The 14,247-nt window shown below is 54.2% G+C and carries 10 protein-coding genes; 7 read left to right on the forward strand and 3 right to left on the reverse strand.

What is annotated here, in order from left to right:
• Positions 1-13: 13 nt before the first annotated feature.
• Positions 14-322 (forward strand): hypothetical protein, encoded by a 309-nt coding sequence (locus ABVT36_RS05620; RefSeq protein ID WP_368455661.1) that lies wholly within the window; start codon positions 14-16, stop codon positions 320-322.
• Between the two features lie 5 nt (positions 323-327).
• Here the strand turns inward: ABVT36_RS05620 and ABVT36_RS05625 are convergent, their stop codons facing one another.
• Positions 328-855: a DUF2062 domain-containing protein gene (locus ABVT36_RS05625; RefSeq protein WP_368455662.1), complete on the reverse strand. Its 528-nt coding sequence runs from the start codon at positions 853-855 to the stop codon at positions 328-330.
• 356 nt (positions 856-1,211) lie between these two features.
• Between ABVT36_RS05625 and ABVT36_RS05630 the strand changes: the two genes are divergently transcribed.
• From ABVT36_RS05630 to ABVT36_RS05655, 6 genes are all read left to right on the forward strand, one after another.
• Positions 1,212-1,883 carry a GntR family transcriptional regulator gene (locus tag ABVT36_RS05630; RefSeq protein WP_368455663.1) on the forward strand — a complete coding sequence of 224 codons (672 nt, stop codon included), beginning with the start codon at positions 1,212-1,214 and terminating at the stop codon, positions 1,881-1,883.
• Positions 1,884-1,886: 3 nt separating this feature from the next.
• On the forward strand, positions 1,887-2,765 hold the full coding sequence (gene prpB, locus ABVT36_RS05635) for a methylisocitrate lyase (protein WP_368455664.1): 879 nt from the start codon (positions 1,887-1,889) through the stop codon (positions 2,763-2,765).
• Between the two features lie 37 nt (positions 2,766-2,802).
• Positions 2,803-3,933: a 2-methylcitrate synthase gene (gene prpC, locus ABVT36_RS05640; protein WP_368455665.1), complete on the forward strand. Its 1,131-nt coding sequence runs from the start codon at positions 2,803-2,805 to the stop codon at positions 3,931-3,933.
• A 144-nt stretch (positions 3,934-4,077) separates the two neighbouring features.
• Positions 4,078-6,690 (forward strand): Fe/S-dependent 2-methylisocitrate dehydratase AcnD, encoded by a 2,613-nt coding sequence (gene acnD / locus ABVT36_RS05645; RefSeq protein ID WP_368455666.1) that lies wholly within the window; start codon positions 4,078-4,080, stop codon positions 6,688-6,690.
• Positions 6,690-7,874, forward strand: coding sequence for a 2-methylaconitate cis-trans isomerase PrpF (gene prpF, locus ABVT36_RS05650; RefSeq protein ID WP_368455667.1), 1,185 nt, complete (start codon positions 6,690-6,692; stop codon positions 7,872-7,874). Before acnD ends, prpF begins: the two co-directional genes overlap by 1 nt.
• A 562-nt stretch (positions 7,875-8,436) precedes the next feature.
• Complete coding sequence (locus ABVT36_RS05655; RefSeq protein WP_368455668.1) at positions 8,437-9,933, forward strand: bifunctional 2-methylcitrate dehydratase/aconitate hydratase; 1,497 nt, start codon at positions 8,437-8,439, stop codon at positions 9,931-9,933.
• Between the two features lie 346 nt (positions 9,934-10,279).
• Here ABVT36_RS05655 and ABVT36_RS05660 read toward each other — a convergent pair whose 3' ends face one another.
• Both ABVT36_RS05660 and ABVT36_RS05665 read right to left on the reverse strand, forming a co-directional pair.
• Complete coding sequence (locus tag ABVT36_RS05660; protein WP_368455669.1) at positions 10,280-11,212, reverse strand: CsgG/HfaB family protein; 933 nt, start codon at positions 11,210-11,212, stop codon at positions 10,280-10,282.
• Between the two features lie 1,950 nt (positions 11,213-13,162).
• Entirely contained in the window at positions 13,163-14,110 is a 948-nt protein-coding gene (locus ABVT36_RS05665) for a porin (protein ID WP_368455670.1), read from the reverse strand.
• Between the last annotated feature and the right edge of the window lie 137 nt (positions 14,111-14,247).

Below are 14,247 nucleotides of genomic sequence, written 5' to 3' on the forward strand. Positions count from 1 at the left end.
TGGGGGGAAGCCGATGCAGTTTGCACGATTTATGGCGGTAATACACAGAGTGGAGATCTTCTGGTGGCCCTTCCCCTTTCTGCGTCCCAATGAAGGCAGCGCTTTTGGCCGTTTTCGCCTGTTTAGCTGTGCGCTCCTCTATCCGCTGTTCTTCTGGTCCTGGTTATCGGTGCTGCTGTTTTTGAAAAAAGGCGTGCTGATTGATGCACTGATCCTGTTGTTTGTGGCTATGATAATGTTCTTTTTGTCCTATTACGCCCTCGTCGCCCACTGCTGGAACCGGGTGCATCTGCCCCCGTCCAATCACAGCGGCCATACTTAGGCAGGCTAACAGCCTGTGGCCGCACGCCGCTTCAGGCGCAGTTTCCAGCGTTTAATCACCTGCCAGCGCCAGAGTGCCTGCATCCCCAGGTAGGCCAGGGTGGAGAAGAAGATTCCCGCCAGAAGTGAGCCAAAAAACAGTGGCAGCCAGATTTTTCCCACCTCGTTGGTCAGCCACTCCAGAGAGAGTTCCATGCGGAAGTCCAGTGGCGGAGTGCCCAGTATCCAGGCCCCCAGCTTGTATGTGCTGTAAAAAATCGCCGGTATGGTTACCGGATTGCTGATCCATACCAGCAGCATCGACAGGGGCAGATTGCAGCGAAACCACAGTGCCAATAGTGCCGCTATGACCATTTGCCCGGGCAGGGGCAGAAAGCTGGTGAAGACGCCTACGGCAAAGGCCACGGATACCGAGTGGCGGTTCAGGTGAAACAGGTTTGGATCGTGCAACAGGGCGCCGAGAAACCCCAGGCCTTTGCTGGCCCGGACCTGCTCGGGAGTTGGCAGCCAGCGCCTGATAACACTTTTCGGCATAACGTCACTGATTCCGCGAAACCGACGGCCAATATCACTGGTGTTCCGGGCACACCGGGCAGGCAACCCTGGGGTCGCCTGCCTCTCTCCGGCACTCCACCATCACCCCGCAATGTTTGAACACGGGATTTATAGGATAGATTGCGGCTGGCCACCCGGTGGGGGTGGCGCTGCGGGCGCTATTATGCCCAGATGGTCGGGATAAAACTACTATTCCCCGGCAAGTCATCCCCAGCCCCTTTTTGTCAACAATTAGAGCGATTTTTTGCCATTGACTGGGCAAATTTTGTGGATTATTGTCCGCTTCCTTGAATATTGTCGACAATTTCGTGAAAAGTCTGGAGAGACCCCAGTAGATGCAGGAGCTGTCACAGGCGCAGGGAGGGGAGTCGAGTCTCGCGGACCGGCTTTTCGTCACACTGCGCGGCGAGATAGTGGAAGGGCGTATTGCCGCCGGCAGCAAGATCAGCGAGCCGGAACTGGCGCGCAGGTATGGCGCCAGCCGCGGCAGCCTGCGCGAGGCACTGATGCGCCTGGAGTCCCTGGGACTGCTGGAGCGCCGGGTCAATGTGGGTGCCCGGGTGGTGACTCTGAGCGAGCGGGGCCTGTTGGAACTCTACGAGGTGCGCGAGGCCCTGGAAGGTATGGCCTGTCGCCTCGCCGCCGCAGAGCGCACCACAGAGGATCTGGTTGATCTGCGCCATATGCTCGCCCGCCATGAACAACAGGAGGAGCTGCAGGCCGGTACTGCCTATTTCCAGCCCGAGGGCGACTTTGATTTCCATTTTCGTATAGTGCACGCATCGCGCAATGACCTGTTGGTGGACACCCTCTGCAACCGGCTCTATTACCGGGTCAGAATGTATCGCTACCAGTTGGGTATGGCCAGCCCGCGCGCCCGCAGCGCATTCCGAGAGCACAGTCATATCATCGAGGCGATTGAGGGAGGGGATGGTGAATTGGCGGAAATTCTCATGCGCCGCCATATTCGCGCCTCGCGTCAAAACATAGAACACAAGTTGAGGTAGTTTATGAGTCTGCAAATATCCGCCGGTGCGCGTTTCCGGCGCGCTCTTGCCGAGAGCCATCCGCTGCCGGTGGTAGGCACTGTCAACGCTTACTGCGCCATCATGGCGGAACGCATAGGGCACAAGGCGATATACTTGTCCGGCGCCGGCGTGGCCAATGCTTCCTATGGGCTGCCGGACCTGGGTATGACCAGCCTGGACAATGTGCTGGAAGACGTGCGCCGTATTACCGCTGCCAGCACTCTGCCGCTGTTGGTGGATATCGACACCGGCTGGGGCGGTGCCTTTAATATAGCGCGCACCGTAAAGGAAATGATTCGCGCCGGCGCCGCGGCGGTGCATATTGAGGACCAGGTGGCGCAGAAGCGCTGTGGTCACCGCCCCAACAAGGAGATTGTTTCCAAAGGGGAAATGGTGGACAGGATCAAGGCGGCGGTGGATGCCCGCACCGACGATGACTTTTTCGTTATGGCGCGTACGGATGCGTTCGCCCAGGAGGGACTGGAAGCAGCCATAGAGCGCGCCCAGGCCTGCATCGAAGCCGGCGCCGATGGGATCTTTGCCGAAGCAGTCACCGAGCTGGAGCATTACCGCGCCTTTAAGGATGCCCTCGGAGTGCCGATTCTGGCCAATATTACCGAGTTCGGTAAAACCCGGCTTTACAACTGCGAAGAGCTGGCCGGGGCCGGAGCCGATATTGTGCTCTACCCGCTGTCGGCTTTCCGCGCCATGAGCCGCGCGGCGGAAAATGTGTATGCTGAAATTCTGCGCAACGGGGACCAGCAGGCGGTCGTCGATACTATGCAAACCCGGGAGCAACTTTACGATTATCTGAACTACCACGAATTCGAGCAAAAACTCGACGAGCTGTTTTGCAAGTGAGCGCTTCACAGGAATCAATGGAAAAGGGGAACTAGAGATGGCTGAAAAAAAACTGGAGGGAGCGGGCCTGCGCGGCCAGGTTGCCGGCAAGACTGCCCTGTCGACAGTGGGGAAAAGCGGCTCCGGTCTCACGTACCGCGGCTACGATGTGAAGGATCTCGCTGAGCACTGTGCGTTCGAAGAGGTCGCCTACCTGATTTTTTATGGCGAACTCCCCACCAGCGCGCAATTGGCGGACTACAAGAGGATGCTGAAAGGGATGCGCGGCTTGCCTGCGGCGCTGAAGGATGTGCTGGAGCGGATCCCGGCGGATGCGCACCCGATGGATGTTATGCGCACCGGCTGCTCCATGCTGGGCAACCTGGAGGGCGAGGAGTCTTTCGCCCAGCAACAGGAAAAAGCCAACCGGCTGCTGGCCGCATTCCCGTCCATCATCTGTTACTGGTATCGGTTTACCCATGACAATGGTGTGCGGATAGAAACCGAGACCGATGACGACTCCATCGGTGGCCATTTCCTGCACATGCTGCTTGGCGAAAAACCCAACGCCCTGCACGAACAGGTGATGAATGTATCCCTGATTCTCTACGCCGAGCACGAATTTAACGCCTCCACATTTACCGCGCGGGTGTGTGCATCGACCCTTTCAGATCTGTTCAGCTGTATTACCGGTGCTATCGGTTCCCTGCGGGGCCCGCTGCACGGCGGTGCCAACGAGGCCGCTATGGAACTGATCGAGCGCTTTGCTTCCGCTGACGAAGCGGAGCAGGAGCTGCTGGGGATGCTGCAGCGCAAGGAAAAAATCATGGGTTTCGGCCACGCGATATACACTGAGTCCGACCCGCGCAACGCCATTATCAAACAGTGGTCGGAAAAACTGGCGGCGGATGTGGGCGATGAAGTTCTGTTCCCGGTTTCGGTGCGCTGTGAAGAGGTGATGTGGCGGGAGAAAAAGCTGTTTTGCAACGCGGATTTCTTCCACGCCTCCGCCTACCACTTTATGGGCATCCCCACCAAACTGTTTACGCCGATTTTCGTCATGTCGCGGGTCACCGGCTGGGCCGCCCATGTGTTCGAACAGCGTGCCGACAACCGTATTATCCGGCCGAGTGCCGAGTATATCGGCCCTGAGTTGCGCAGAGTGGTACCGATCGCCGACCGGGGCTGAGAGATTCCCTACAGGGCGTTCATCGCAAACCGGTGAAGACCATTCCGCCCGGCCATGTTATTAACCCGGCAACTAATGCCGGGTTAATGTTGGCAGAAGCCCCCGATTCGCCTACCTTCCAGTACTCGACTGATTGACCAACTTATGAATAGCAAATATCGCAAATCCCTGCCCGGCACGGAGCTGGACTATTTCGACACCCGTGCCGCGGTGGACGCCATTCAGCCGGGGGCCTATGCCAGACTCCCCTATACCGCGCGCATACTGGCGGAAAATCTGGTGCGCCGCTGTGAACCGGATGCACTCACCGCCAGTCTGCGGCAGATTATCGAGCGCCGGCGCGAGCTGGATTTTCCCTGGTTTCCGGCCCGCGTGGTGTGCCACGATATTCTAGGGCAGACGGCACTGGTGGATCTCGCCGGCCTGAGGGACGCGATTGCGGAGCGGGGTGGCGACCCGGCCAAGGTTAATCCCGTGGTACCCACCCAGTTGATCGTCGACCATTCACTGGCGGTGGAATACGCCGGCTTCGATACCGACGCCTTCGAAAAAAACCGCGCGGTGGAGGAGCGCCGCAACGAGGACCGTTTTCACTTTATCAACTGGAGCAAGACGGCGTTTGAGAACGTCGACGTAATTCCGCCGGGCAACGGCATCATGCACCAGATCAATCTGGAAAAGATGTCTCCCGTAGTGCAGGTGCGGGAGGACGGGGATGGCAAGCGTATCGCATTTCCCGACACCTGCGTGGGTACCGACAGCCACACGCCCATGGTGGATGCGCTGGGCGTGATCTCCGTCGGTGTCGGCGGTCTTGAGGCCGAAAGTGTCATGTTGGGTCGCGCTTCCTATATGCGCCTGCCGGATATTATCGGGGTGGAGCTGAGTGGCAGGCTGGGGCCCGGTATCACCGGAACCGACTTGGTGCTGGCACTGACGGAATTTCTGCGCCGCCAGCGGGTGGTGGGCGCCTACCTGGAGTTTTTCGGCGAGGGCGCCGCCAATCTGTCTCTGGGTGACCGCGCCACTATTTCCAATATGACCCCCGAATACGGGGCCACAGCGGCCATGTTCGCTATTGATGAGCAGACCATCGACTACCTGCGGCTGACCGGCCGGGACGATCAACAGGTGGCACTGGTGGAAAGTTTCGCCAGGGAAACCGGTCTCTGGGCAGACGCGCTGGCGGGGGCGGAATACGAGCGCCTGCTCAAGTTCGACCTGTCCTCTGTAGAGCGCAATCTGGCCGGTCCCTCCAACCCCCATGCGCTGCTGCCGGTGGCGGAGCTGGCAAAGCGCGGCATCGCCCAAGCTTGGGAGGAAAAGCGGGATCAAATGCCGGATGGTGCCGTGATCATTGCCGCCATTACCAGCTGCACCAACACCAGCAATCCGCGCAATATGATCGCGGCCGGCCTTATAGCGCGCAACGCGAACAAACTCGGCCTGACCCGCAAGCCCTGGGTAAAATCTTCCCTGGCGCCGGGTTCCAAGACGGTCAAACTGTATCTGCAAGAGGCCGGCCTGCTGCCGGAACTGGAGCAACTGGGTTTTGGTGTGGTGGCTTTTGCCTGCACCACCTGTAACGGCATGAGCGGCGCGCTGGACCCGGACATACAGCAGGAGATCATCGACCGCGACCTCTATTCCACCGCGGTGCTGTCCGGTAACCGCAATTTTGATGGCCGCATCCACCCCTATGCCAAGCAGGCGTTTCTGGCCTCTCCACCCCTGGTGGTGGCCTATGCGATTGCCGGTACTATTCGCTTCGACATCGAGAAGGATCCGCTGGGGCTGGATGCGGACGGCAAGCCGATCACTCTGAAAGACATCTGGCCGAGCGACGAAGAGATAGATGCAATCGTCGCGCAGAGTGTCAAGCCGGAGCAGTTCCGCAGCGTCTATATCCCCATGTTCGATCTGGACAAGGGCGGGGAGGAGCGGGGCGAACCCCTGTATGACTGGCGCCCCAGGAGCACCTATATCCGCCGCCCGCCCTACTGGGAGGGCGCCCTGGCCGGTGCCCGCCATCTGAAGGCCATGCGCCCGCTGGCGGTGCTGGGCGACAACATAACCACTGACCATTTATCGCCATCCAACGCGATCCTGGCCAGCAGTGCCGCCGGTGAGTACCTGGCGCGGATGGGGCTGCCGGAAGAGGACTTCAACTCCTACGCCACCCATCGCGGCGATCACCTCACGGCCCAGCGCGCCACCTTCGCCAACCCCAAACTGTTGAACGAAATGGTGCGCGACCACAAGGGTCGGGTGAAGCAGGGTTCCCTGGCGCGTATCGAGCCGGAGGGTCGAGAGGTTCGCATGTGGGAAGCCATCGAAACCTATATGGAGCGCAAGCAGCCGCTGATCATCGTCGCCGGCGCCGATTATGGCCAGGGCTCTTCGCGGGACTGGGCCGCCAAGGGCGTGCGTCTCGCCGGTGTTGAAGCCATTGTGGCCGAGGGGTTCGAGCGTATTCACCGCACCAACCTGATCGGCATGGGAGTCCTGCCGCTGGAGTTTGAGCCGGGCACCAGCCGCAACACGCTGGCCATAGACGGCACCGAGACTTTCGATGTTATCGGTACCCGCGGGCCGCGCGCACGGCTCACCCTGGTGATCCGGCGCCAGGATGGCGAAAGTGTGGAAGTGCCGGTGATCTGTCGTCTGGATACGGCGGAGGAGGTTACCATCTACGAGGCGGGCGGCGTACTGCAACGCTTTGCCCAGGATTTTCTGCAAGCGGAGGCGCAGGTCTGATGTCGCAATTCACCCCGCAAATAAGAATTCCCGCCACCTATATGCGCGGTGGCACCAGCAAAGGTGTTTTCTTTCGCCTGCAGGATCTGCCGGAAGCCGCGCGCCGGCCGGGTCCGGAACGGGATGCATTGCTGCAGCGGGTGATCGGCAGCCCCGATCCCTACGGCAAGCACACCGACGGCATGGGCGGCGCGACATCCAGCACCAGCAAGGCGGTGATTGTGGCGCAGAGTTCGGAGCCAGAGCACGACGTGGACTACCTGTTCGGCCAGATCGCCATCGACAAGCCATTTGTGGATTGGAGCGGCAACTGCGGCAATCTCACCGCGGCGGTGGGCGCTTTTGCCATCAACAGCGGCCTGGTGGATGCGGCGCGGATTCCGCAGCAGGGTATATGCTGTGTGCGTATCTGGCAGGCCAATATCGGCAAATCGATCCTTGCCCATGTGCCCATCAGCAATGGTGAAGTGCAGGAAAGCGGAGATTTTGAACTGGACGGCGTCACTTTTCCGGCGGCGGAAGTGAAGATCGAATTTTTGCGCCCGGCGGATGGCAGCGGCGGTATTTTCCCCACTGGCAATCTGGTGGATGAACTGGTGGTGCCGGGGCTCGGTAGCCTGCGGGCGACGATGATCTCCGCCGGGATACCGACCATTTTTATTAATGCGGCGGATATTGGCTGTGACGGCACTGAATTGCAGCAGGACATCAATGGCAGTAAACAGATGCTGGCGATGTTCGAAACCATACGCGCCCATGGTGCCGTGCGCATGGGGCTGATCGATTCGGTGCAAGAGGCGGCCAATCGCCAGCATACCCCCAAAGTGGCTTTCGTGGCGCAACCGAAAACCTATGTGGCATCCAGCGGCAAAAAAGTGGATGCCGAGGATATAGACTTGCTTGTGCGCGCAATGTCTATGGGCAAACTGCACCATGCGATGATGGGCACGGCCGCCGTGGCCATAGGCACTGCTGCCGCCGTACCCGGCACCCTGGTGAATCTTGCTGCTGGCGGTGGCGAGCGCAGTTCAGTGCGCTTTGGACATCCGTCGGGAACCCTGTGTGTGGGTGCCGAAGCGGAAGAGCAGGGCGGCCGGTGGACCGCCACCAAGGCTGTGATGAGTCGCAGCGCAAGAGTGTTGATGGAGGGCTGGGTGCGGGTGCCGGAAGGTAGCTTCAGTTAGGGCGGCAAAACTTTTATTTTAGTTGCCGGGTTAACAGCTGCTTGTTGAGCTCCCGGGTTTTCTCAGTCTGGGTTTGTGGGGTATGCCCACAAACCCGCCACAATAAATCAAGTTTGCGAACCGTATCTCCCTGTCCGTACCAGCAATCTGCCGGCTAATCACGGCAACAGGCCTACAAGGTCTCTCGGTTGCCCGACTAATATCTATGCTATTAGGGCCTGTTCACACTAACTGAGATAGCCCTGCTGCTTCAGGTTTTGTGACCTGCATGGCAGGAATTGCGGAGTGTGGTGGGTCCACATAAGCAATTTCTAACGCCGCAGGGCGCGAATCCAGGGGCAGCCCTTCGGGTTGTGCCGGAAAAGGCGCCACTCTTCGTTGCTCGTCGCTCATTTGGAACAACCAAACTGCGCTCCTCTTGCCTCGATTGGCACCTTTTCTGTCACAACAGGGCCAATTCCGTTAGTGTGAACAGGCCCTAGTGTCAACGGGCCCTAAACCGGCAGTTTATTGAGGTGCCGGGTTAATAATACCCTATGGATGATCTCTCGCAGGGAAAGCTATGGACAGCAATGCCGATCAAAACGTCCGCCCGGCCTTTGATCGGGTGATCCAGGCAATCGCCGACTATGTGGTGGCTTGCCAAATCGATTCCGATGAAGCTTTTGCTACCGCGCGCCTTTGCCTGATGGACAGCATCGGCTGTGGCTTGCTGGCCCTCAATTTTCCCGAATGCGCCAAACTGCTGGGGCCGGTGGTAGAGGGCACAGTGGTGCCGGGTGGCGCCAGAGTGCCCGGCACCCGGTTTCGGCTGGACCCGGTAAAGGCCGCATGGGACATCGGTTGTACTGTGCGCTGGCTGGACTTCAACGACACCTGGCTGGCTGCCGAATGGGGACATCCCTCTGACAACCTGGGTGCGATTCTCTCTCTGTGTGATTACCTTGCACAAAAACAGGTTGCCGGCGGGGATCAACCGCTGACCATGCGGGACCTGTTGGATGCGATGATCCGGGCCTATGAAATCCAGGGAGTACTGGCGCTGGAAAACAGCTTTAACCGGGTCGGGCTGGATCACGTACTGCTGGTGCGGGTTGCTTCGGCCGCGGTGTCGGCCAGGTTAATGGGGGGCGATCGGGATCAGGTGATGGCAGCGGTTTCCCAGGCCTGGGCGGATGGCGGCGCACTGCGCGCTTATCGCCACGCCCCCAACACCGGCTCGCGCAAATCCTGGGCCGCTGGGGATGCCAGTGCCCGTGGCGTGCAGCTGGCAGATATAACCATGCGCGGGGAAATGGGAATTCCCGCAGTGCTCTCCACTGGGGCCTGGGGTTTTTACGATGTCTTGTTCAGCAAAACCAACGCCGACCAGAAAATAAAGCCAGTGCCGGAGCGACAGTTCGTATTTCCACAGGGCGCCTCGCCGGACTTTGGCAGCTATGTGATGGAGAACATTTTATTCAAGATTTCCTTCCCAGCGGAATTCCATGGCCAAACTGCCTGTGAGGCCGCTGTCAGGCTGCATCCGCAGGTTAGAGACAGAGTTCGGGACATCGACAGGGTGGTTATTACCACACAGGAATCGGCGCTGCGAATCATCTCCAAAGAAGGTCCTTTGAGCAACGCCGCCGACCGCGATCACTGCCTGCAATATATGACCGCTGTATCCCTGCTGTTTGGCGACCTCACCGCTGAGCATTACGAAGACAGCTTCCATCAGGCGCATCCCGAACTCGACCGGCTGCGGGAGAAATTCCAGGTCGTCGAGGACAAAGAATATTCAAAGGCGTACCTGGACCCCCGGAAGCGGTCTATCGCAAACGCCGTGCAGGTATTTTTCAGTGATGGTAGCGCAACCGAAAAGGTGGAGATTGAATACCCCCTGGGCCACAGGCGGCGCAGAAAGGAAGCTATTCCATTACTGCACACCAAGTTCCGTCGCAATCTTGCCAGCCGCCTGCCCAGGGATCGCTGCGAGAATATCCTTTCCCTATGGACTGAGCCGCAGCGCTTCGACCAATTGTCAGTGAATGAGTTTATGGATAGGCTAGTTATTTGAATGACGACTGGCATGTTTGTGTCAGGAAATAAGTCAGGCTGTTCCTCACATAGTTCCTGATATTAGCACTCGAAAATTAGTTGTACCTTCTACCACTATGTACGTTTCAGCTACGTTTATCGCCTACTTGAGCAATATGGTTGGCACGTTGAGTAATCTAGGGTTTGTACCGAAGTGCTTTGCTGTATTTCTGATTTAAAATCTGGACTATTCGGGATTTTGCGACTTAACCTTGTAAACTAGAGTGAGGTGCCCCTGCTTTATTTTCCTGAATCACTCTCACGAACAATAAAACTGTCCATGAAAGTGATTAAAGCTCAGGTTTTACCTGTTTTATAGATTTTTTTTACCAAAGTTTTTTTGTTTTGGTCTTCTTTTTCTTAGGCTTGTCCTTGCTGACGACTCTGGCAATCATTCCCTTTTCAATATCCCCTGTTTTTTCGATTATTCTAGCTTTGGAATACTTGGCTTGTGCACTAAAAACTGAGACTTTCCCTACTAATATTTCTTCGCTGCCAAGTTCTTCACCGGTATCAGGATCAATAAAAGATTCTCCTTGGTTATAAATTTCTAGTTGGTAGCCATCTTGCAGGTAACCGTCGCCGTAATTTAACATTACATCCCCATTTTTTGTCACGGCAACAACTTTAATCGGATATATTGTGGAGACAATTAAATTTGTAATATTTGTTGCGGTTTCTCGCATAACTTTACCTAATAATGCTCCGCTGCTATTGTCGCCACCACTAGCAAACCCTGTTACATTTAAAGAGTTGCTTCCCGTTGATTCTGCCCTAACTGTTTCGGCAAATCCTATAGAGCCGTTTGCAACATCAAGTACCCTCACATCAACGGCCATGCTGGCTATTCGTTTACCTGTTGCAAACCCCGCGACTTTCATTGCCTTTGCTGTTTCGCCATATTCTGTAATAGCACCAGTAAGAATATAGTCTACGCCCTTTAAATTGAAGCTATTACCTTCATACCCGCCATTTACTACGCCTTCCATGCTGAGGCCTTGCTCTTTTAGTATTTCAGCCATTCTGTCTCGTTCGATAACATCAAATTTTCTGGTTTTTACTAATGCGGTTGTAAGCATGTCAACAAAAGCACGGGTGTCTTCCCTAGAACCTTTTCCATAGGCTCTGTACATCTTATTTTCACTGCTGTCTTTTGCCCTGTATTCGATATCACCAATTGCGATTGTGACCTTTTGAGCAAAACTGGGATTGCTAAATAATCCTATGAAAGTTAACAAAATAATAACTACATTTTTCATTCTGATATTCCTTATTTCGACAATTTTGTATTTTCTTAGTAATTGTTCTATATGCACAATATGCGACTATAATTTAGCAGTTAAATTACAAATTGGAGTGCCAGTCCTTAAACAGCGATATTCCTTGAATAGTTATATATCTTCCACCTGCATATTTTTATTTTAAATAATTATTGTGGCTTGTATTCTTTGAAAAAAATCTTTTCTTTAAGCCATATGGAAAAACATGGAAATTCTCAAGCCTTATTAAAATTTAATTCTATAAAAATCTATGATTATGCTTTGTATGCTTATCTTCGGGAGTCTTTCTGGCAATGGGTGGGAAAGTAATTCTTGTCACAAAATAGAAATTCATAGATAAAAAGAATTCTTAATATTTAACGTCAGATTTTTTTTGGAAACTTAAAAATAGTTAAAAATATCCTAGAGGAATTATTTGTAAAACAAATCCAAATCTGAATAGTATTTTTTACTGAAGCACCTAACGCCTTGTTTGACCATAGTCAAGCCATAAAATTGATTGTTCAGTTAAGGACTTCACGCATTAGATGAATTTCAGACATATTCAATTAATTTACCCTATATAGTACAACCAAGAAGAGAGCGTTAATTTATATGCGTCATATGAATCCGTTCAGCCATTATTTTTTCTATAGCTTAATCTGCCTTGGTGTCTAGTTAATTTTTGAGTCGCCGAAAATAAATAATTTCAGAAATTTTTGCGTAAATTTTTTCCTGGCAATCTTAGTTGTTAATCACTTTAGCATCGGGCTGAAAGTTAATAGCGAGTGATTCCGTGTCTCTTGTTTCTTCAATGCCTACAGTATAATTAAAACCCAATTGAAATACTTACTCCGTCCCCGATTAATTCAACGTAAAGCCCCCTAGGGCGGACCTGTGGAGCTACTTGAATTGCGTTGCTCTGCTCCTCAAGGATAGCCAAACCTGTTCTTCGTGGAGCACTTTTCCATGTGACCTCACAGTTTGCGCCAAGGCATCGCTAAGTTCATCAGGGAGGCCTCTTTAAAGTGACCACTATTATGCTGATTATACTTTCGTATGCAACTCTGCGTGAATTCTTGAAAATTTCTCCAGTTGTCAAGTTATCATACTAATTTGATACTTCCGTGCTAATTAGAAATCCAATTACCTACTACCCTACCCCTACACATGCTATTTTATAGCTGCCTGTATTTCCTCGTTGCCCTCTCACAATTTTTTCCAGTCAAAGTAACAGTTAGAGTGTGCGATTTTTCGGCTAGTATCTGATCACTTTCGTTGTAAACAGCATATATATCCAAGTTTAACAGGTTTTCTTCATGGCTCAACTTACGTTTTGGTATTTTATGCAGTATGGTCAAAGCACATGCGGACAGCGCGCGATGTAATTGTAAGCTGTTCTGCTTTAGTGACTTGTATCCAGACACTTTTCTTTCAAGGCCCAATTTCTCAATACCTCAATATTTATACTTGCAGCAGGTGGCGTACTTCTTTGATCTGGCTACCAGCGGTAGCGGACGGTTGGAGTGGTCCGGCTGTAAGTTCTTAGCAGGCGTCTTTACATCGTTGTAAGGGAGCCTCTGATTAATTCGAGGCAAAGCCCCGCTTGTGACGCTACTTGGGCTGTGCTGCGGAACTGGTTAAAAACAGCCAGCCTTGTTATTCAACATTCCTGCAAGCTACGTATATCAGCTTATGCACCTTTCGGAACGGTGGATGTGGGCGTAATCCGAACTGGCTCCCAGATAAACTGGGGTTGTTAAACCTACAACTAAACAGGTTGCCGGTTTAACAAGAGAGTAGGGGGGATAGAGGGAAGCGGGTTTGCGGACAAAGTGCGCTGCAAACCCGCGCCGAAACCGGTTTGGGTGCCGTTGGCCGGTAGGATTTGACCGGTTTTCGGTCGGTTACTGTTGTTTCTTCGTCAGTTTTTTAGCACCGGTTTTAATTTTAGAATTTCAACTCTGTACCGATACCAAAGTAGGAACGATCATAGTCGTCGGCAGCGGTTTCATCGGTATAGAAACCAAACACCTTGGCGGCGCTGGAGAGTTTGTAGTCCAGTCCCAGGCTGTAGGTTTCTCCGTCGTTCCTGACGATGTCGGACTGGCCGTACTGGGCCTTCAAGGTCCACTGATTGATCTTGTAGGCAGCCGAGGTCAGCCAGCCGTTCTGGGTGCTGCCGTCAGCCTTTTCCTGCTCTTCAAACAGGGCGCCTACCTGTACCGGGCCCAGGTTGTACTGAGCCACCATACGCTGTACGTACCAGTCATTGGCTTCCACATTCTGGTCATAGGCGTAGGCGAGATAGAAACCTTCGTTGTCGTAAGCCACAGAGACAGAGGTGCCGTCGCTGCGGGTGCCGATGGGCTCACCGTCTGCGTCGAAGAGTTCTTCACCCTGGTGGCCTATGTAGGCAGCGGATACTTTGACGCCGGCAAAGGCCGGTGTAGTGTATTGCAGGTTGTTGGATTCGCGGTTGTCGCTTCTGGTGATCAGGCTTTTGATATCGCCTTCCAGGTCGTTGAACAGATCGACTTTTTTCTGTGCGACTTTCAGCGGTGTATCGAACTTGCCGCCGATCACCTGGCCGAAGCCACCTTCCAGGCCAGCGTAGATATTGCGCTGCTTAAAGACGTCCTCTTCGCCGTCGACGTCTACCTCATACTCCATTTTGTAGATACCCTTGAGGCCGTTGTCCAGGGGCAGCTCACCTTTGACGCCCAGACGCGAGGCGTTGCTCTTTATATCCGTATTGGCGCCATCGCCTTCGTCCGCGGATTGGAAGGTGACATTGGCTTTGCCGTACAGCTGAACCGCTTGTGCGTCATCTTGCGCATACGCCAGTGAGGCCGGGACCGCGGCAGCGATCGCCAGGGAGATAGCAGTCTTTTTCATCGGTCATCTCGCAAAGTTTATGGTGTTGGAATCGGGCTGGTGGTTTGTCTTTCAAATTCCCACCATGGCTCGAATGGCTGCGGATTTTCCGGGTGAAATATTACAAACACGTTAAAAAAGACAATTTTCTTAAGTCT

The organism is Microbulbifer sp. TYP-18, assembly GCF_040932045.1.
In the GTDB taxonomy this organism is placed as follows: Bacteria; Pseudomonadota; Gammaproteobacteria; order Pseudomonadales; family Cellvibrionaceae; genus Microbulbifer.